Source organism: Dactylosporangium siamense (assembly GCF_016862795.1).
Classification (GTDB): domain Bacteria; phylum Actinomycetota; class Actinomycetes; order Mycobacteriales; family Micromonosporaceae; genus Dactylosporangium; species Dactylosporangium siamense.
Genome location: NZ_BONQ01000017.1, coordinates 220,714 through 239,345, shown reverse-complemented (window position 1 = coordinate 239,345; position 18,632 = coordinate 220,714). Strand labels below are relative to the sequence as shown.

General features: G+C 72.3%; 22 protein-coding genes. 9 read left to right on the top strand and 13 right to left on the bottom strand.

The window, feature by feature from the left end:
• Positions 1-8 precede the first annotated feature (8 nt).
• The 3 genes from Dsi01nite_RS04980 to Dsi01nite_RS04970 form a co-directional block, all read right to left on the bottom strand.
• Complete coding sequence (locus tag Dsi01nite_RS04980) at positions 9-623, bottom strand: hypothetical protein (RefSeq protein WP_203844800.1); 615 nt, start codon at positions 621-623, stop codon at positions 9-11.
• Positions 624-743: 120 nt separating this feature from the next.
• Positions 744-884 carry a hypothetical protein gene (locus tag Dsi01nite_RS04975; RefSeq protein ID WP_203844799.1) on the bottom strand — a complete coding sequence of 47 codons (141 nt, stop codon included), beginning with the start codon at positions 882-884 and terminating at the stop codon, positions 744-746.
• A gap of 38 nt (positions 885-922) precedes the next feature.
• Entirely contained in the window at positions 923-1,174 is a 252-nt protein-coding gene (locus Dsi01nite_RS04970; RefSeq protein ID WP_203844798.1) for a DUF6343 family protein, read from the bottom strand.
• A 118-nt stretch (positions 1,175-1,292) separates the two neighbouring features.
• Here Dsi01nite_RS04970 and Dsi01nite_RS04965 point away from each other — a divergent pair, with 118 nt between their 5' ends.
• Positions 1,293-2,099 carry a TIGR02452 family protein gene (locus Dsi01nite_RS04965; RefSeq protein ID WP_203844797.1) on the top strand — a complete coding sequence of 269 codons (807 nt, stop codon included), beginning with the start codon at positions 1,293-1,295 and terminating at the stop codon, positions 2,097-2,099.
• Between the two features lie 77 nt (positions 2,100-2,176).
• Here Dsi01nite_RS04965 and Dsi01nite_RS04960 read toward each other — a convergent pair whose 3' ends face one another.
• Positions 2,177-2,752 (bottom strand): TetR/AcrR family transcriptional regulator, encoded by a 576-nt coding sequence (locus Dsi01nite_RS04960; protein WP_203844796.1) that lies wholly within the window; start codon positions 2,750-2,752, stop codon positions 2,177-2,179.
• A 74-nt stretch (positions 2,753-2,826) separates the two neighbouring features.
• Here Dsi01nite_RS04960 and Dsi01nite_RS04955 point away from each other — a divergent pair, with 74 nt between their 5' ends.
• From Dsi01nite_RS04955 to Dsi01nite_RS04945, 3 genes are read left to right on the top strand one after another with little or no spacing between them, the layout of a single operon-like run.
• Positions 2,827-3,525 (top strand): SDR family oxidoreductase, encoded by a 699-nt coding sequence (locus Dsi01nite_RS04955; protein ID WP_203844795.1) that lies wholly within the window; start codon positions 2,827-2,829, stop codon positions 3,523-3,525.
• Positions 3,526-3,530: 5 nt separating this feature from the next.
• Positions 3,531-4,451 carry a glutathione S-transferase family protein gene (locus Dsi01nite_RS04950; RefSeq protein ID WP_203844794.1) on the top strand — a complete coding sequence of 307 codons (921 nt, stop codon included), beginning with the start codon at positions 3,531-3,533 and terminating at the stop codon, positions 4,449-4,451.
• Between the two features lie 2 nt (positions 4,452-4,453).
• Positions 4,454-5,185, top strand: coding sequence for an SDR family oxidoreductase (locus tag Dsi01nite_RS04945; protein WP_203844793.1), 732 nt, complete (start codon positions 4,454-4,456; stop codon positions 5,183-5,185).
• Between the two features lie 237 nt (positions 5,186-5,422).
• Here the strand turns inward: Dsi01nite_RS04945 and Dsi01nite_RS04940 are convergent, their stop codons facing one another.
• Both Dsi01nite_RS04940 and Dsi01nite_RS04935 read right to left on the bottom strand, forming a co-directional pair.
• Complete coding sequence (locus Dsi01nite_RS04940; RefSeq protein WP_203844792.1) at positions 5,423-5,629, bottom strand: hypothetical protein; 207 nt, start codon at positions 5,627-5,629, stop codon at positions 5,423-5,425.
• A gap of 67 nt (positions 5,630-5,696) precedes the next feature.
• Positions 5,697-6,587: an ROK family protein gene (locus tag Dsi01nite_RS04935; protein WP_203844791.1), complete on the bottom strand. Its 891-nt coding sequence runs from the start codon at positions 6,585-6,587 to the stop codon at positions 5,697-5,699.
• A 65-nt stretch (positions 6,588-6,652) separates the two neighbouring features.
• On the opposite strand from Dsi01nite_RS04935, the gene Dsi01nite_RS04930 reads away from it, so the two are divergent.
• A complete protein-coding gene (locus Dsi01nite_RS04930; protein ID WP_239135687.1) occupies positions 6,653-7,942 on the top strand; it encodes an enolase C-terminal domain-like protein in 1,290 nt (429 codons plus the stop codon).
• On the top strand, positions 7,939-8,784 hold the full coding sequence (locus Dsi01nite_RS04925; RefSeq protein WP_203844790.1) for an NAD-dependent epimerase/dehydratase family protein: 846 nt from the start codon (positions 7,939-7,941) through the stop codon (positions 8,782-8,784). Before Dsi01nite_RS04930 ends, Dsi01nite_RS04925 begins: the two co-directional genes overlap by 4 nt.
• On the opposite strand, the gene Dsi01nite_RS04920 is transcribed toward Dsi01nite_RS04925, so the two are convergent.
• The 7 genes from Dsi01nite_RS04920 to Dsi01nite_RS04890 form a co-directional block, all read right to left on the bottom strand.
• On the bottom strand, positions 8,757-9,725 hold the full coding sequence (locus Dsi01nite_RS04920) for a BUD32 family EKC/KEOPS complex subunit (RefSeq protein ID WP_203844789.1): 969 nt from the start codon (positions 9,723-9,725) through the stop codon (positions 8,757-8,759). The genes Dsi01nite_RS04925 and Dsi01nite_RS04920 overlap by 28 nt on opposite strands.
• A gap of 144 nt (positions 9,726-9,869) precedes the next feature.
• Positions 9,870-10,937, bottom strand: a complete 1,068-nt coding sequence (locus Dsi01nite_RS04915; protein ID WP_203844788.1) for a TFIIB-type zinc ribbon-containing protein — start codon at positions 10,935-10,937, stop codon at positions 9,870-9,872.
• Between the two features lie 7 nt (positions 10,938-10,944).
• Positions 10,945-12,042, bottom strand: a complete 1,098-nt coding sequence (locus Dsi01nite_RS04910; protein ID WP_203844787.1) for an SPFH domain-containing protein — start codon at positions 12,040-12,042, stop codon at positions 10,945-10,947.
• Between the two features lie 78 nt (positions 12,043-12,120).
• Positions 12,121-12,981, bottom strand: coding sequence for an alpha/beta hydrolase (locus Dsi01nite_RS04905; protein WP_203844786.1), 861 nt, complete (start codon positions 12,979-12,981; stop codon positions 12,121-12,123).
• Positions 12,981-13,649 (bottom strand): 4a-hydroxytetrahydrobiopterin dehydratase family protein, encoded by a 669-nt coding sequence (locus Dsi01nite_RS04900; protein WP_203844785.1) that lies wholly within the window; start codon positions 13,647-13,649, stop codon positions 12,981-12,983. Before Dsi01nite_RS04900 ends, Dsi01nite_RS04905 begins: the two co-directional genes overlap by 1 nt.
• Before the next feature lie 16 nt (positions 13,650-13,665).
• Complete coding sequence (locus Dsi01nite_RS04895; protein ID WP_203844784.1) at positions 13,666-13,857, bottom strand: hypothetical protein; 192 nt, start codon at positions 13,855-13,857, stop codon at positions 13,666-13,668.
• Positions 13,858-13,912: 55 nt separating this feature from the next.
• Positions 13,913-15,115, bottom strand: coding sequence for an MFS transporter (locus Dsi01nite_RS04890; RefSeq protein ID WP_203844783.1), 1,203 nt, complete (start codon positions 15,113-15,115; stop codon positions 13,913-13,915).
• Between the two features lie 93 nt (positions 15,116-15,208).
• Between Dsi01nite_RS04890 and Dsi01nite_RS04885 the strand changes: the two genes are divergently transcribed.
• From Dsi01nite_RS04885 to Dsi01nite_RS04875, 3 genes are all read left to right on the top strand, one after another.
• Positions 15,209-15,763 (top strand): TetR/AcrR family transcriptional regulator, encoded by a 555-nt coding sequence (locus Dsi01nite_RS04885; RefSeq protein WP_203844782.1) that lies wholly within the window; start codon positions 15,209-15,211, stop codon positions 15,761-15,763.
• On the top strand, positions 15,760-16,116 hold the full coding sequence (locus Dsi01nite_RS04880; RefSeq protein ID WP_203844781.1) for a DUF427 domain-containing protein: 357 nt from the start codon (positions 15,760-15,762) through the stop codon (positions 16,114-16,116). The genes Dsi01nite_RS04885 and Dsi01nite_RS04880 overlap by 4 nt, the downstream gene beginning before the upstream one ends.
• 118 nt (positions 16,117-16,234) lie before the next feature.
• The gene (locus Dsi01nite_RS04875; protein ID WP_203844780.1) at positions 16,235-17,473 is read left to right on the top strand and encodes a L,D-transpeptidase; all 1,239 of its coding nucleotides are present in this window, start codon (positions 16,235-16,237) and stop codon (positions 17,471-17,473) included.
• Positions 17,474-18,632: the final 1,159 nt, after the last annotated feature.

Genomic DNA, 18,632 nt, shown 5'->3' with positions numbered 1-18,632 from the left:
GGGGTGCATCAGCGCCAGCCGGTGGCCGGTCGCAGGCGGAACACGACGAGCGCCGCGGCCGCCAGGAGCAGGGCGATGCCGGTGCCGGCGAGCAGCGGGGAACGCATGCCGAGACCACCGCCGCCGCCCGTGCCGGGGGCGCCGCTCGGTGTCACCGGGCCGGCCGTGGTCGTCGCCCCACCGCCCGCCACACCCGCGGAACTGCCGCCCGCCGTCGCACCGCCGCCGGCCGTCGCACCGCCGCCCGCGGCTGTCGCGCCGCCGCCGGTCGCGCCCGCAGAGCTGCCGCCTGCGCCGGTCGAGGAGCCGCCGGTCGCGGTGCCGGCCGGACCCGAGGAGCGGCCGGCCGCGCCGCCGCCCGTCGCGCCGCTGCCGGCGCCGGTCGAGCCGCCGGTGGCGGGGCCCGAGGTGCGGGCGGCGCTGCCGGACGGGCCGGGGTTGGTGCGGGTGGCGGTCGGGGATGCCGTGCCGGTCGCGCCGGGGGTGCCGTTGCGGCGGAGCGCGGTGCAGTACGACAGCAGCAGCACCAGCAACACCAACAATGCGACCGCGAGGACCGCGGCCACCATGCGACGCTCGGCCGGGGTGCGCCTCGCGTGTGCTCGCCTCACGGGTTCGGACATCGAGCCATCCCTCCGTGAAGTCGGGGTCACGGGTGTCTGGAGGTGATACCCAACCGTCAGCCTCGCATAACGCACGGTCGATAGCACCTGTCGCCCGAACGTGGGCGGGGCGCGCGAAGGTCAGCGGGCCGCCGTCGATGCTCGGCGCGCCGCCGTCGCTGCGCGGCCCGCCGCTCGGGGGCGCCGGTCCCACAACACCAGCAGCCCGAGCCCGGCCCGCAGTGACACGGCCCCGACCAGCACCCACACGACCCACGGCATGACCGGTACATGCCCCGCGGATCGATGCTCCAACCCGCCTACTCGAACAGCGAGTGGTGGCCGCCGCGGGCGTGGCGGCGGCGCTGGATCACGACGAGGTCGACCGCGGCGACGGCCGCGAGGAACACGAACAGCCAGGCCGGCAGGGGCAGGTCGGCCCGGAACAGCAGCACCGCGAAGACGACGGACGTGACGAGCCCGAACGTGGCCAGGACCAGCCGCAGGTTCAGGGGGCTGTACGGGTGCCCGACGGTCCCTCGCCGCCCCGGCGGTTGCGCGTCGATGGGCATACCGGTCCCGTACCCGCCGGGCCCGGCGCGAACCCTGGCACAGAGGAAACTCGATGGTCGGCGGCGGCGGTGGTCGGTACCGTGGCGGCATGTCCGCACTTGATCTTCGGGGGGAACCGTGAGCGGGCGGCTGCGGGAGATCGCCCGGCAGAGCGTCGCGATCGCGGCCGCCGGCGAATACCGCAACCAGGCCGGCGACCTGGTCCGCATCGGCCCTGCGGTGACCGCGGCCGTCGCCGGGACCAGGCTGTTCCGGCCCGACGACCCGCTGCCGCCACCCGCCGGCCCGGCCGCCGTGCCCGCCGTCGAGGTCACCGGCGAGTCGACCCTGGCCGCGGCCCGCCGCCTGGCCGGGACGCCGGGCGGCGTCGCGTGTCTCGTGTTCGCCTCCGCGAAGAACCCGGGCGGCGGCTTCCTCGGCGGCGCCGAGGCGCAGGAGGAGAGCCTGGCCCGCGCGTCCGCGCTGTATCCGTGCCTGCGCGCGGCACCGGAGTTCTACGCGTTCCACCGCGAGCACCACGACCTGCGCTACAGCGACCGGGTCATCCACTCCCCCGGCGTCCCCGTGTTCCGCGACGACAAGGCCCGGCTGCTCGACGCGCCGCACCACGCCACGTTCCTGACCGCCGCCGCGCCGAACCTCGGTGCGATCCTGCGCAACCAGCCGCAGGACGCCGCCGACGTCCCGGCCGTGCTGCACCGCCGGGCCCGCCGCGTGCTGGCCGTCGCCGCCGCGCACGGGCACCGCACCCTGGTCCTCGGCGGGTGGGGCTGCGGCGTGTTCCGCAACGTGCCCGCCGACGTGGCGACCGCGTTCGCCGCCGCCCTGGCCGACGTCCAGCACTTCGATCGCGTGGTGTTCGCGGTGTACGACCGGCTCAAGGGCACCCCGGTCCACGCGGCCTTCGCCGCCGTCTTCACCTGACGCGTCAGGGGGCGGCCGTCCAAATCGCGACGGCCATTCCGGTCCCGCACTCCGCCGTTGGTTGACGTGCCAGCGCGTCAACGGGATGGGTCGATCACCTCGGGCCTGACATCCAGCAGCATCTCGGCGGTGCGGGTGGCGACGCCGTCGAGGCCGCCGCCGCGCATCACGGCGCGGACCGAGGCGCCGTCGAACAGCATCAGCAGTTGCGTGCCGAGCTGCCGCGGATCCGGGGCGCCGAGCCGGGCGGCCTGGCGCTGGAAGTACACCTCCAACTGCAGTTTGAACTCCCAGGCGACGCGGCTGGCCTGGTGCGACGCGTCGTGCAGCTCGATGGTGGTGTTGGCGAACGGGCAACCGTGGAAGCCCGGCGCGCCGGACTGCTCCTCGAGGACCCTGAACACGTGCAGGATCCGCTCGCGCGGGGTGAGGTCGGCGTCCTCGGGCGGGAAGTAGTGCGCGACGATGGCCGGCCCGTGCACCCGCAGCGCCTCGGCGACCAGGTCGTCCTTGGTCGCGAACAGCTGATACATCGACCGTTTCGACACGCCCGCGGTCTGGCACAGGCGCTCGACGCCCACCGCGCCGACACCTTCGGCATAGAACAGGTCGGCGGCGGCGCGCAAGAGGCGTTCGCGTGTCGGTGACGTCACATGCCAAGTGTAAACCGATCGGTTTATGGTTGGCACGTTCACCGGAAACCGATCGGTTTATTGAGGAGCTCGGCATGGATCTCAAGACGGCAGTTGTCCTGGTCACCGGCGGGAACCGGGGCATCGGCAAGGCGCTGGCGGCCGAGGCCGTCGCCCGTGGCGCCCGGAAGGTCTACGCCGCCGCCCGCGACCCGCGCACCGTCACCACCCCGGGCGTCGAGGCCGTCGCCCTCGACGTCACCGACCCCGCGTCGGTCCTCCGGGCCGCCTCGCAGACCGGCGACGTCACCGTGCTGATCAACAACGCCGGCATCTACGTCGGAGCCAGCCTCGTCACCGGCGACCTCGACGAGGTGCGGCGCGAGTTCGAGACCAACTTCTACGGCCCGATCCACGTGACCCGCGCCTTCCTGCCGCAGCTCCTCGCGAACGGCGGCGGGCGGATCGTCAACGTGCACTCGGCGCTGTCGTGGGTCGCGTTCGGGCAGTCGTACAGCGCCACCAAGGCCGCCCTCTGGTCCGCCAGCGACGCGCTGCGCCTCGAGCTCGCCCCGCAGGGCGTCGGCGTCACCGGCCTGCACGTCGGCTACGTCGACACCGACATGGCCGCGTCCGTCGACGCCCCGAAGATCAGCCCCTCGTCCGTCGCGGCGCAGGTGTTCGACGCGGTCGAGCAGGACCGCGACGAGGTCCTCGCCGACGACACGTCCCGCGGCGCCAAGGCCTCGCTGACCGCGGACCCGGCGGCGCGGTACGCGGCGATGGCAGGATAGGACGTATGGGTGCCTACCGGTCGACCGGCGAGTTCCAGCGGGACCGGAACTACATCACGTCCCGCATCACCGCCGACGGCCGCGACGGCTACCCGGTCGAGCCCGGCCGCTACCGACTGGTGGTGAGCCGGGCCTGCCCCTGGGCCAGCCGCGCGATCATCGTGCGGGAGCTGCTCGGGCTGCAGGACGTGCTGTCGATGGGCGTCTGCGGACCCACCCACGACCAGCGCAGCTGGACCTTCGACCTCGACCCGGGCGGCCGCGACCCGGTGCTGGGCATCGAGCGCATCCAGGACGCGTACTTCGCCCGTTTCCCCGGCTACGAGCGCGGCATCACCGTGCCCTGCATCGTCGACGTCACCACCGGGCAGGTCGTCACCAACGACTACGCCCAGATCACCCTCGACCTGTCCACGCAGTGGGCGCAGTTTCATGCTCCCGGTGCGCCGCAGCTGTATCCCGAGGCGCTGCGCGAGGAGATCGACGAGGTCAACGACCTGGTCTTCCGCGACGTCAACAACGGCGTGTACCGGGCCGGTTTCGCCGGTTCGCAGGAGGCCTACGCCGCCGCGTACACGCGGTTGTTCGACCGCTTGGACTGGCTCTCGGAGCGGCTCTCGACCCGGCGCTACCTCGTCGGCGACCAGATCACCGAGGCCGACATCCGCCTCTTCACCACCCTCGTCAGGTTCGACGCGGTCTACCACGGCCACTTCAAGTGCAACCGCGACAAGCTCACCGAGCTGCCGGTCCTGTGGAACTACGCCCGGGACCTCTTCCAGACCCCGGGCTTCGGCGACACGGTGAACTTCGACCACATCAAACGGCACTACTACGAGGTCCACCGCGACATCAACCCGTCGGGCATCGTCCCGCTCGGCCCCGACCTGTCCGGCTGGGACCTCCCCGTGGCGCCTAGGATCTGACCATGGACCGGGTCACCATCGTCACCGGCGGCAGCCGGGGCATCGGCGCGGCGACCGCCGTCCGCCTCGCCGGCGACGGCCACCGCGTCGCCGTCGGCTACCAGCGCTCCGCGGACGCGGCGGCCGCGGTCGTCGCCGCGGTCGAGTCCACCGGCGGGACCGCCGTCGCCGTGCAGGTCGACACGTCCGCCGAGGACGACGTGGTGCGGCTCTTCGCGACCGCCGCCGCCGCGCTCGGCCCGGTCACCGGCCTGGTCAACAACGCCGGCACCACCTCCGCGATCGGCCCGTTCGCCGACCTCGACACCGCCGACCTGCGCCGCGTCGTCGACGTCAACATCGTCGGCGCCTTCCTGTGTGCCCGCGAGGCCACCCGCGTCCTGCCCCGCGGCGGCGCCATCGTCAACGTCTCCTCGGGCGCCGCGACCCTGGGCAGCCCCGGCGAGTACATCCACTACGCGGCGAGCAAGGCCGCCCTCGACACCCTCACGATCGGCCTGTCGAAGGAGCTCGGCCCCGCCGGCATCCGCGTCAACGGCGTGGCCCCGGGCATCATCCGCACCGAGATCCACGCCGTCTCCGGCGATCCCGACCGCGCCGAACGGGCCGGCCCGGGCGCCCCGCTCGGCCGCCCCGGCGAGCCGTCCGAGGTCGCCGAGGCGATCGCCTGGCTGCTGAGCCCCGCCGCCTCCTACGTCACCGGCACGACGCTGCGGGTGGCCGGCGGCCGCTGACCGCCACCCGTTGCCTTGCCCTTGCCCTTGCGCTGCCCTTGCCCGAAGCGCGTCGCGCGTCGCGGGTCGCGCCCTCGTCCTGCTTCCGTGATCGAAGTCGCCCCACGGCCGTCCGGACGACCCGGCCGCGACTTCGATCTGTGAGCGGTGCGCGGGATGCGGCAAACCGTTGGGCGGGCGGCCTGCGGGCGTTGATCGGAGTCGCGGACCGGTCACTCGTGACGGTTGCGGGGGTGGTCAGCGCTCGCGCAGCGTCTCGACGTCGGCGCCGTGGTCGAGCAGGAAGCGCACGGCGCGGTCCAGGTCCGCCTGGCGCAGCACCAGTGCGCCGACCCGGGTCCGGCGGGTGTCCTGGGTGCCGCGATCGTAGACGTCGACGCCCCGCGCCCGCACCTCGAGCCGCCACCGGCCGTCCCCGGTGACGAGCACCCGCATCCCCCGCACCGCATGATTCTCGGCGCGAAGGCACCAACATGTCGGAAATATCCGAAAAAAGCGGCGGCCTCGCCGCTCAGTACACGGCGGCCGTGGGATGGGCGGCGGCCCAGGCGGCGCCCAGCAGGGCGGCGTGCTCCGTGTCCGACACCGGGCGGGCGGGCAGGGTCAGCGCGAGGGCGGGCTCGATCAGGTCCCAGGCGCCGGTCATCGAGCCGCCGAAGACCACGACCTCGGCCTTGAAACGGGTGAGCCAGTCGGTGAGCAGCACGCCCAGCGCGCCGAACGCGGTGTCGATGACCGACTGCGCGGCGGCGTCGAGTTCGCGGGCCCGGGTGGCGAGGCCGCGCATGCCGTCGACGTCGACGCCGGTCAGCGACCGGTACGCCCGGATCAGCGCGCGGTCGGAGACGACCTCCTCGAGCTCGACGCCGTCGATGGTGCAGAAGTGCACCTCGCCGTCGGGCGGCACGTCGGGGCCGGTGGTGACCACACTGCCGTCGGCGAGCCAGGCGGAGCCGATGCCGGTGCCGAGGGTGATGGCGACGCAGCGGGCCGCGCCCTTGGCGGCGCCGTCGACCCATTCGCCGAGGAGGAAGGAGTCGGCGTCGTTGACGAAGGTGAACGCGTCCGGGGCGGCCGGGATCGCGTGTGCGAGCGCGGCGCGCAGGTCGACGCCGCGGAGGCTGTCGAACTTGCCGACGCCGGCGTGCAAGGAGACGCCGGTGCGGTAGTCGAAGGGGCCCGGCATCGCGACGGCCCAGCGGTCCCCTGGGTGCGGTTCGAGGAGCTTCGCGGCGGCGGCGAGCGCGTTCACGATGCCGTCGGCCGCGAGGCCGGGATCGAGGGGGTGGCGTTGCCGCTGGATCACCTTGCGGTCGTCCAGCAACACGCCGGCGGCCGTGACGTGGCTGCCCCCGATCTCGAGGACCCACACCGGCCGGGAGTCTGCTTCGGGCGCGTGCACGGGCGTAACGTTATCGCACGCATGATCGTCGGATTCATGAGCGACCGCTGCCGGGAGGTTTCCACGTGCACGACCCGAACCAGTTGCTGGGCCCTGACGGTGGTCTGCCCGAGTCTGTCCCGCCGTGGCCGGCCCGTGACGCGCTCAGGATCACCGCGGTCCGGCCGATCGTCACCGCGCCGGAAGGCCTGCCGCTCGTCGTGGTGAAGGTCGAGACGACGGAGCCGGGGCTGTACGGGCTGGGCTGCGCGACGTTCACGCAGCGCTACGCGGCCGTGGCGGCGGCGGTGAAGGAGCACGTCGGCCCACTCGCCGTCGGGCGGCACCCGGCGGACATCGAGGACATCACCCGCACCGTGCACTACTCGTCGTACTGGCGCAACGGGCCGGTCCTCAACAACGCGCTGTCGGGGCTGGACCAGGCGTTGTGGGACATCGCCGGGAAGCGGGCCGGCCTGCCGGTGCACGAGCTGCTCGGCGGGCGGGTCCGCGGCGGGGTCGAGGTGTACACGCACGCCTCCGGCAACGACACCGGCGAGGTGCTCGACGAGGCCGAGCGGCTCATCGCGCAGGGGTACCGCTGCATCCGCCTGCAACGGGCGGAGCCGGGTCTGGGCAGCTACGGCGCGGCCGGCACCGGCGGGCACTACCCGGACTCGCCGAACCCGGACGGCTGGGACCCCGAGCGCTACCTGCGGGGCACGCCGTCGCTGTTCGCGGCCGCCCGGGAGCGGCTCGGGACGGGCGTGAACCTCATGCACGACGTGCACAGCCGGCTCACCCCGAAGCAGGCGGTGGTCCTGGCCCGGGCCCTGGAGCCGTTCGGGTTGTCGTTCCTGGAGGACCCGATCCCGTCGGAGCTGTACGACCGGCTGCCCGAGATCAGGGCCGCCTCGCCGGTGCCCCTCGCGGTCGGTGAGCAGATCAGCTCGGTCGCGGACGCGGCGCGGCTCATCCGCGACGGAGGGGTCGACCTGATCCGGTTGCACACCTCGGCGGTCGGCGGGCTCACCCCGACGCGGAAGCTGGCCGCGCTCGCCGAGCTGTGCGGCGTGCGGACCGCGTTCCACTCCCCCGCCGACGTGTCGCCGGTCGGGGTCGCGGCGAACCTGGCCGTCGACATCTCCAGCCACGCGTTCGGGTTCCAGGAGTCGCACGAGTACAACGAGGCCACCCACGAGGTGTTCCCCGGCTGCCCCGACGTGGTCAAGGGGTACATGTACCCGTCGGAGCGGCCCGGCTGGGGCGTCGACGTGGACGAGGTGGAGGCGGCGAAGTATCCGCCGACGAAGTTCCTGTTCGACCGGTGGGCCGCCGTCGTGCGCCGCCCCGACGGCGCCCTGGAAGCACCGTGAGGGTCGTCGTCACCGGCGCCGGCGGCAACATCGGGCGGGCCGTCGTGGCCCGCCTGCGCCGGCAGGGCGTCGAGGTCGTCGCCCTCACGCTGGAGCCGGCCACGTTCGAGCACGCCAGGGTCGTGGTCGGCTCGGCCGGCGACCCGGACGTCGTCGCCGAGGCGTTCCAGGAGGACACCGACGCGGTCATCCACCTGGCCGCGATCCCGGCGCCGACGCTCGGCACCGCCCTCGACGTGTTCGCCGGCAACACCCGGGCCACGTTCGTGGTGCTCGACGAGGCCGCCCGCCGGGGCGTGCCGCGGGCCGTGCTCGCCAGCAGCTACGCGCTGCTCGGCATGCCGTTCTCGCCGCACGACCTCCATCCGCCGTACTACCCCCTGGACGAGCAGGCACCGCCGCAGATCGAGGATCCCTACGCGCTGTCGAAGCTGGTCGACGAGCTGACCGGCGAGATGGTCCACCGCCGGCACGGCATGGACGTGGTCGCGCTGCGGTTCCCGTTCACCGGCGACACGCCGAGGCTCGAGAAGGCCGCCGCGGACGTGCGCACCGACCCGGCGACGGGCGCCCGGAACTCGTGGGCGTACCTGCACGTCGAGGACGCCGCCGAGGCCGCGTGGCTGGCCGCCTCGGCGCCGCTGCACGGGTTCCACCGGGTCTTCCTCGCCGCCCCGGAGACCCTGAGCGACCGGCCGACCGAGGAGCTGATCGCCGCCCACCACCCGGGTGTGCCGATCCGCACGCCGGTCCCCGGCCGCCGGGTGCCGATCGACACCGGTGCCGTCGAACGGCTCCTGGGGTTCCGGCCGGCCTACAAGCTCCCCGGACAGGACGGGTAGGGCGTCGTCTTCGCCCCGGTGACGAGCGCGTCGAAGAAGGCGTCCGTCACCAGGGCCCGCTCCCCGTAGCGGCGGACGAGCTCCGCCGCCACGGCGGGCCCGAGGAACGGCGCCTCGCCGCGTAACACCGCCGCCCGTGACGACGGTCCACGGAACTCCTCGGCGAGCCAGGTCGCCAGGTGCCCGGTCGTGTACCGCAGGTCGTAGTCGACGTGTTCGCGCAGCCACGCGCGCTCCGGAGCGGTCAGGTCGAACCCCTCGTGCAGGGCGAGCCCGTAGTCGGCGAAGTACACCTGATCGCCGTCGGTGAGGACGTTGTTGAAGTGCCCGTCGAAGTGCCACAGCCCGGCGGCGTTCATGAACGCGATCGCGTCCCGCAGCCGCGCGTCGACCCGGCCGGCGGCGGACGGGTCGGCCCGCAGCAGGTCGTGCACGGTCCGCGGGAGGTGCTCGAGGAACAGCACGAGCCGCGCCGGCGCGTCCTGGAGCTGCGTCAGCCGGTGCCGCACGGACGGCGCGCCGCCCCAGTACGCCACCCGCTCCTCGATGTCGACGGGCTGCCACGCGAACCCCGCGGGCAGGACCCGCCAGTGGTGCAGGATCGGGAACGCGGCGTGCCGCCCGGCGAGGACCCAGCCGGTCGTGATCCGGTGCGCGGCGAGCTCACGCCACGCGCCGAAGCCGGTCGAGCCGACCCCGTACTGGCAGTACATGGGCAGGCCGAACAGGTTCGCGGTCGAGTGCGGGTGCTGCAGGTCCAGGGCGGTGACCGGGACCTGCTTGATGAACACCGGCGAACCGGCCACCGACAGGGTCGCGGTGTGCCCGCCGATGCCGACCGCGTCGGGCCGGGCGTGCTCGTCGAGCAGCGCGGCCACACCGGCGTCGCTGAGCAGGGTGAGGGCCGCCGACACCCGCTCATGCCGGAGCGCGCGGGTCACCGCTGCCGCCCGCACCAGACGAGGAACACGGTGAGGACCGCCGACGCCCGCTCGTGCCGGACCGCGCCGGTCACCGCTGCCGCCCGCACCAGACGAGGAACACGGTGAGGACCGCCGACGCCCGCTCGTGCCGGAGCGCGCCGGTCACGGCTGCCGCCCGCGCCAGATGAGGAACACGACGAGGGCGACCAGCAGGACGCCGCCCGTGACCGCCGCGGCGATCTTCGGCACGCTGTAGGGCCGTTCGCCGGCCACCTCGCCGGTGCGGCCGTTGACCTGGATGTTGTAGGTCCTCCCGGCGTACACGTAGCAGGCCAGCCACACCGGCAGCAGCATCAGCTTGAACGTCAGGTCGGCGTAGGTCGTGTCGACGTGTTCGACGCGCTGCTCGTCGCCGCCGATGTCGGCGCGGCATTCCTCCTCGATGACCACCGCCATGAGCGCCTTCGCGGCGTCGAGGGCCTGCTCCGGCTCGACGTCGTAGCGCAGCGTCTCGTGCCCGGCGAGGTAGTCGGGGCGGAACGGCGCGGCGTCGGTCAGCGGCCACGGCTCGAGGGCGTCGAGGTGCTCCCGGGTGACCTTCGTGGTGCCGGTGACGAGCACGTCGTCGAAGTCGCTGGCGACGGTGCCGGACGCGCCGCGCCACCGGGTCCGCCGGACCTGCCGGGTGCGGGTCTCGCCGTTGGCCTGGTACGTCTCGGTGTCCCAGTAGTGGTCGCCGCGCTGCCCCTGGTACTGCGACACGGTGCGGCTGTCGTAGGTCCAGTGCGGCAGATACGTGCTCTTCGCCGACTCGGCCTCGCTGACCTTCTTCAGGCCCGACGGCGCGAACCAGCGCGACGCGGCCCAGGCGCCGAGGGCGGCGCGCAGCGCCGGACGGTCGACGGTGAACGGCAGCACCGCCTCCGGGACCACCTGGTCGACGGGGTCGACCTGGGCGACGACGGCGGCGCCGCAGAACCGGCAGCGGTCGGAGACGGTGTCGCTCTCCGTCTGCGCGCCGCAGCCACCGCACACGTAGACGTTGGCGGCCAGCAACGCGATCGGCTTGCGGGGCAGCGCCGCGAACTCGGCCCAGTCGTGTTCGCGCACGACGCGGTCCGGCTGCCGTTCGATGACGGTGGTGTGTCCGCAGTACGGGCAGCGCAGCGCGTTGGTGCCCGGGGCGAACTCGACGGTGGCGCCGCAGCCGGCGCACGGATACTGCCGCATCGGCGGGCTACGCCTGCGGGGGCAGCGGCGGGGGGACGGCGGCGAACAGGGCGCCGAGCTCCGGCACCTGACCCGCCGGGGTCCACTGCGCCATGCCGTTGTGCCACACGAGCGTCTCACGGGTGACGGTGCCGCCCCGGATCTGCGCGCCGAGCCCGGCCAGGTCATACGGCCCCTGCTGGGCGCCGCCGATGCCGGCGAACCACTGATCCTGCTGGGGCAACGGCGGCGGGCCACCGGACGGCGGGGCGCCCTGGGTCGCGGCGTTCGTCATCCGCTGTCCGGCCGCCATGCCGAGACCGAACCCGAACGCCTCGCCCGCGCCGCCGGAGTTGTTCGCGGCGTCCTCGATCGCGTTCGCCGTCTGGAACCTCGTGTAGTTGTCCAGGTTGCCGACGACCCCCATCGAGGTGCGCTTGTCGATGGCCTCCTCGACCTCCGGCGGCACCGAGATGTTCTCGATGACGAACTTCGGGATCTGGATGCCATACCCGGTGAGCTCGCTCGTGAGGACGCCCGCGAGCCGCTGGCCGATCTCCAGCTGCCGTGCGGCGAGGTCCAGGACCGGCACCTGCGCGGTCGCCAGGGCGCTGCCGAGGTGCCCGACGATGAGCTGCCGGACGAACTCCGAGACCTCCTCGGTGCGGAACTGCGGGTCGGTGCCGACCAGCTCGCGCAGCAGCTTGTCCGGTTCGGTGACCTGCAGCGCGTATGCGCCGAACGCACGCAGCCGCACCATGCCGAACTCGGCGTCGCGGAGCATGACCGGGTTCTGGGTGCCCCACTTGAGGTCGGTGAACTGGCGGGTGTTGACGAAGTAGACCTCCGCCTTCCACGGCGACTCGAACCCGTACTTCCAGCCCTTCAACGTCGACAGGATCGGCAGGTTCTGCGTCGTCAGCGTGTGGGTGCCGGGCTTGAAGACGTCGGCGACCTGCCCCTCGTTGACGAACACGGCGGTCTGCGACTCGCGCACGATGAGCTGCGCGCCCATCTTGATCTCGTTCTGGAAGCGGGGGAACCGCCAGACGATGGTGTCCCGGCTGTCGTCGAGCCACTCGATGATGTCGACGAACTCGCCCTGGATCCTGTCCCACAGTCCCACTTCGCGCCCCCTGCCGATCGTCAGACGTCCGGTCGGGGACGCCGGCACCCAGTCTGCACCGCCTCCGCCACTGGTGTCTCAGCCCGACCCGGAAAGTAACTGGGCAGCGTCACGCAGCCACTGAGCGTCAACTTCGGCGCAGGCGGTTGACACGTGGACGGACTGGGCGAAGTTGTGCACGTGTCCCACCGCGGTCCGGTGTACGACCGGCACACCGGCCGCGGTGAGCCGTTGCGCGTACTGGCTGCCGCCGTCGCGCAGCGGGTCGTGTTCGGCGACGGCGACCAGGGCCGGCGGCATGCCCGTGAGGTCCTCGGCCAGCGGATCCGGTGCCTTCTCCGGCGCCCACCAGCCGATCCACTCGCGCAGCTGCGCGACGTCCAGGGTGTAGCCGGTGCCCTTCTCCGCGACGCTCGGCTGGGTCGCGGCCGGCAGGGTGACGTCGATCAGCGGGCAGACGAGCAGCTGCGCGTCGATCCGCTCCCGCCGGACCAGGGCGGCCTGGACGACGAGGAACCCACCGGCGGAGTCCCCGGCCACGGCCACCCTCGCGGCGGTCTGCGCGTCCAGGACGGTGAGGACGTCGTCGACCGCGGCCGGGAACGGGTCCTCCGGCGCCCGCCGGTAGTCAACGGCGACGACGGTCCGGCCGGTCGCGTGGGCGAGCCTGCGGACGAACGCGTCGTGCGTCTCGAGATCGCCCAGCACGAAGCCGCCGCCATGGGCGAAGACGATGACCGCGTCGCCGCTCTGGTGGTACACGCGGACCCCGACGCCGCCCACGGTGCGGTCCTCGACGGGCATCGCCGGGCCCGGCGGGCGCAGCGCGGCGCGCGCCTTCCCGCCCCGGCGCAGCTCGGCGACGCTCACGGCCAGTTGGGGTTCGCGGGATGCCGCGACCATGGCCGCGACGGCCTGGTCGGCGAAGACGTCGGCCATCAGTCCCGGCCCTGCCAGGTCGTGACGCAGACCTCGTTGCCCTCGACGTCGGCGAGGATCCAGAACGCCGGGGCCGCCGCCTCCGACACCAGGATGCCGCCGGCGGCGAGGGCCGCGGCGATCCGGCCTTCGGCCGCGTCGTGCGGGACGCTGATGTCGAAGTGGATCCGGTTGCGCTCGACCCTGGGCTCGGCCATCTGCTGGAACCACACGGCGGGCCCGAGCCGGTGCGGGTCGACGACGGCCGCGCCGGGGTCGCCGGCGTTGCCCTCCTCGTCTTCGTAGCCGAGGACGGCCTTCCAGAAGGGGCGGACCGCGGGGATGTCGAGGGCGTCGACAGCGATCTCGAGGAGCTGCACCGACCGCTCGGTCGCGGGTACGGTCGCGAGGCCGATCTCCCGCAGGGATCCGCTGAGGGCCCGGGCCAGCTCGATGTCCCGGACGGTGACCTTGGCCGCACCGAGAGTCTGCAGCGTCAGCAGGACGTGATCGGCGCGCAGGTCGAGCCACAGGTGCCGGTCGGCGTCGTCACCGGCGACGGCGGTGCACCGGGCCGCGACCTCGGCGGCCTGCCCGATCGAACCCACCGGCACCGTGGTCATGATGGTGCTCAGGATGTACCGCCATCCGACGTCGATGACCGCGTCGCTGATCTCCTGCCGGTTCATCCGTCGAATCTAGTGCCTACAGGTAGACGTCGACGCCCTGGCCGTCGGTGATGTTGTTGGCGACGGCGGTGTTGTGCCTGGTGCCCATGAGGGCGCTGAGCGTGTCTGCCTGGGCGTTGACCTGGGCCTGCGCGGTGTCGGGGTCGACGCCGCGACCGGCGGGCGGGACGCTCCACGTGATGGACGAGGCGATCTGGGCGACGTTCATGCTGCGCTCCTCTCGGTCGTGTCCCCCATCGGCGGCGCGCCGCCGACCTGAAGGGTTATGCGGTCCGGGTCAGCCGCCACTGGCTGAGCAGGCCGGCCCCGGCCGCGGCGAGGATCACGGTGCCGTACAGCACGACGGTGGTCAGCAGGCCGAGCGGGGCGACGAGCTGGCCGGCGACGATCGCGGGGATGCCGAAGGACAGGTAGGCGACGAGGAACACCGCGGCGAACAGTCCGGCCCGCTGGTGGGTCTCGGCCAGGGGCCCGACGGCGCGCAGCGCCCCGGAGAACGTGGCGCCGAAGCCGGCGCCGCCGATGATCCCGCCGACCCAGACCAGGGGCAGCAGCACGGCGAGGATGCCGGTGAGCACGACCGCGGCGCCGAGCAGGACCGCGGCGCCGCCGAGCAGGATGGTGCGGCGCGGGTGCAGGCGGCCCAGGACGTAGCCGGCGATCGCGGCGGACGCGGGCGGCAGGAACGCGGTCGCGCCGTTGAGCAGGCCGCTGTCGAGGTGGAAGATGTCCCGCACGATCGTCGGGGCGAGGCCCATGAACAGCCCGGCGAACATCCAGCTGGCCAGGTGCACGGGGATCGCGGCGCCGAACTCGCGGCGGGCGGCGCGGGGCACCGTGACCCGGGGCTTGAGCGAGTCGAGGGCGCCGGCCCGGCGGGTGGCGGTCTCGCCGGAGAACGCGGCGGTGAGCGTACCGAAGACCATGATGACGGTGAGCGCACCGAAGACGATGAGGTTCGCCGAGTGGGTGAACTGCACGGCGGCGCCGGTCAGCAGCGCGCCGAGGCCGAGCCCACCGGCGGGGGCGGCGCCGGCGACGATCGTGCCGAGCCGCTTGCGGTGCGGCGGGGCCAGCTCGACCAGTGCCGCGGTGAACGCGCTGCTGGCGGCGCCGGTGGCGATGCCCTGCACGACGCGGGCGGCGATGACCCAGCCGATGTTCGGCGCGAACACGAACATGAGCATCGCGGCGACCTCCACGCTGAGCGCGCCGACCAGGACGGGCCGGCGGCCGACGTGGTCGGACAGCGACCCGACCACGAGCAGCGCGGCGAGCAGCCCGAACGCGTACGCGGCGAACGCGACGGTCAGCACCCACGGCGCGAAGCCCCACTCCCGTTCGAACAGCACGAGCAGTGGCGTCGGTGCGCCCGCGGCCAGGTACAGCGACGCGAACGCCAGGCCGGCGCCGGCGAACGCGGCCCCGGCGGGCAGTGTGACGGGTCGGACCAGTGCGGTGGTCATGCCGTACCCCCTAAAGCAATTTTCGTTGCGTTAGGCTGAAGCTACTCGCTTGCTTTGGGCTTAAAGCAATTTTCGTTGCGTTAGGAGCGTCACATGCCTGAGAAACGGACCGGCGGTCGCAGCGCCGTCGTGGTGGCGCAGGTCAGGAGCGCGGTCGAGGAGCTCGTGCGGGAGCGCGGCGCGGAGCGGGTCACCATCCCCCTGATCGCGGAGCGCGCCGGGGTCAACCCGACGTCGATCTACCGGCGCTGGGGTGACCTGCCGACGATGCTCAACGACATCGCCACGTATCGGCTCGACTCCGACCGGCCGCTGCCCGACACCGGTTCGCTGCGTGCCGATCTCATCGCCTGGGCCGGCGAGATCGTCGCGCACTACGCCAAGCCGGTGAACGCGGCACTGCTGCGCGGCGGGGCGGCCTCGGCGGGCGACACCGAGTCCGACTGCCTGCGCAACCGGCGGGCGGAGGCGCAGGTGCTGGCCGACCGGTCGTCGTCCGCCTTCGCCGCCGACGACCTCATCGAACTGGTCATCGCGCCGATCATCTACCGCGTGATCTTCCTGCCGTGGACGCTGACGCCGGAGCTCGCCGTGCGCTGCGTCGACCGGCTGTTGTGTCATACCCCCGAGGTAGCGTCGGAGGCATGAAGATCCCAGGGCCCGACCACCCGATCACCGTGACCCCGACCGGACGGCGCGTCACGGTCCGCGTCGATGGCGTGACCGTCGCCGACACCACGGACGCGCTGACGCTGCAGGAGTCGACGTATCCACCGGTGTACTACCTGCCGCTGGACGACGTCGACCAGACACTGCTGCGGCGGACCGAGCACTCGACGCACTGCCCGTACAAGGGCGACGCCTCCTACTACAGCGTCGTGACCGCCGACCGCGAGCTCACCAACGTGATCTGGACCTACGAGACGCCCTATCCGGCGGTCGAGCCGATCACGAAGCGGGTCGCCTTCTACACCAACCAGGTCGACCTGACCGTCGAGTGAGCGTTTTGCACGCTTTGTCGGATGGGCCCGCGCGAATGATCGTCGTCGCATGCAACGTGAAGGGTTTTGCGAGACGTCTTCGTGTGGGTACCGTTCGCGAACGGGGAGGGTGCGAATCATGCTGAGTCGTCGCAAGATGCTGGTCACCGGTGCGGGAGTCGCCGGTGCTGTGGTTGCCGGGTCCGTCCTGGCCGGCTGCTCCGACGGAGCCAAGAAGACCGGCGGTGCCGCCACCGGCGCGACCGGGGGGCCGGGCGGGGGCGCCGCGCAGCAGGTGAAGCTCACCATCACGCCCGCCGCCGACGCCAAGGACGTCCCGCCGGGCAGCCCGGTCACCGTCGCGATCGAGAACGGCACGCTCGACACCGTCACGGTCGCCGCCAGCGGCAAGTCCGTGGCCGGCACCCTCGCCGACGACAAGCACAACTGGCAGTCCACCGGCGCCCTTGCCTACGGCCAGACGTACACCGTGACGGTCACCGGTGTCGACGCGACCGGCACCGCCGTGAACCAGACGGCGACGTTCACCACGCTGAAGCCGGCCAGCACCGTGTCGATCACGTTCCAGGCCAACCCGATGCTCGCCCTGAAGAACGGCAGCACCTACGGCGTCGGCCAGCCCGTCATCGTCTTCTTCAACAAGGCCGTCACCAACAAGGACGCCGTCGAGCAGGCGATGAAGGTCAGCACGTCCCCCGAGGTCGAGGGCAAGTGGCACTGGGTGAGCGGCCAGAGCGCGCACTGGCGCCCCGAGAAGTACTGGGCCCCCGGCACCAAGGTCAAGGTCGACGCCAACCTGCTCGGCGTCGACGTCGGCAACGGCGTCTACGGCGGCACCAACGCCTCGGCGAACTTCTCCATCGGCAAGTCCCGCATCGCCATCGCCGACTCCAACACCAAGCAGATGGAGTGCTACGTCGACGGCCAGATGGTCCGCAAGATCCCCTGCAGCATGGGCCGCGGCGGCAAGGGCACCATCGGCTCCAAGGGCGAGAAGATCGACTACCTGACCGCCAGCGGCGTGCACGTCCTCATGACGAAGGAACCCCTCGTCACGATGAGCTCCGCCAGCTACGGCGTGACCAACAAGAACGACCCGAACTTCTACGAGGAGAAGATCCGGCTCGCCTGCCGCATCTCCCTCTCGGGTGAGTACGTCCACCTCGCCGACTGGAACATCCCCAAGCACGGCAAGGAGAACACCTCGCACGGCTGCATCAACGTCGCCCCGGACCACGCCAAGTGGTTCTACGACAACTTCGACGTGGGCGACGTCGTCGAGGTCCGCAACACCCCGAAGAACCTCCCCCTCACCGACGGCCTCGGCGACTGGAACATCCCCTACGCCCAGTGGTGACCCGCTCCAACCTCCACCGCCCCGGGCCGTTCGATTCGCTCCGCTGTTCGGGGTTTCGCCCCGCAGTTCGGCCTTGCCGGGGCAGTTCGGCCTTGCCAGGGCAGTTCGGCCTTGTGGGGGCTGGGATCTTCGCCGCGTAGGCCCCTGCCACATCGCGCGGCCGTGATCGCGCGGCCGTGAGGTCGCGTCCACTGGTGTGGTGTACGGCCTTCGTCCTGGCCGCGACTTCGGTCACGGTTGCCGATCATCCGCCTGGGATCGGTGCCGTTGGTGGTGGTCGTCTCCCGAGCGTCTGTGGCAGCTGTCGGTTGCGGTGGTTGGTGTGGGTGATCCGCGTGGAGTGGATCCGGGTGTCGGTCCTCGGGGCTCGGTGGTTTCGCACAGCCGCTTCGCGGCAGTGCGGGACGGGTGGCGTGGTCGCGGTCCGTGCCGTGGCCGCGGTGATCCCAAGCCAGGTCCGAACTCACCTGATCCGGCGCCGTGCTGCAACACCGTCGCCGGGAAGAACGAATCCCATCGATGACCAAAAACCTGGCAGCACCGCGATCTTGCAACTACCTGGTTGATTACTGGCTCTGGAACACCACCGATCAACCAGGTAGATGCGGTTTCCCGCAGTCTGGGCGGCGCGGGCAACGCCCGGGGCGCCCGGACAGGCCGGGTCGCCCACCGAAAATGGGGGCACGCCGCGGTCCGGCCGGTCGTACACCACCCGAGCGGACGCGACCCGGCCGTGATCGCGCCGCCGTCATCGCGCCGCCGTGATCGCGCGGCCGTGATCGCGCGGCCGTGATCGAAGTCGCGGGACAGTCGCCACCACGACCAGATCCGACATCCGATCGCGACGCAACACAGACAGCCGGCGTGCCGGGGACGACGATCGCCGGCTGGTGCGCGGCCCCGCGTCGAGCTGCGAAGGTTGATCCAAGTCGTTCCATGGCCGTCACGACCAAGGACGCCGTCGATCCGCCAACGGTCTTGCCAGGCGAGATATCGCGACAAGCCGAACGATCTCCGGGGTCAGGCACCCGGGGATCCTTCCGGTTGTGGAAATCCGGCAACGACGTCGTATGCCGCCGCCCGATCCAGCACCACCCATGTCCAGATCAGCCGCTTTGCCCGCCTGTTCTGCTCCGAGAGTGGATCTCCCCGGTAGTCG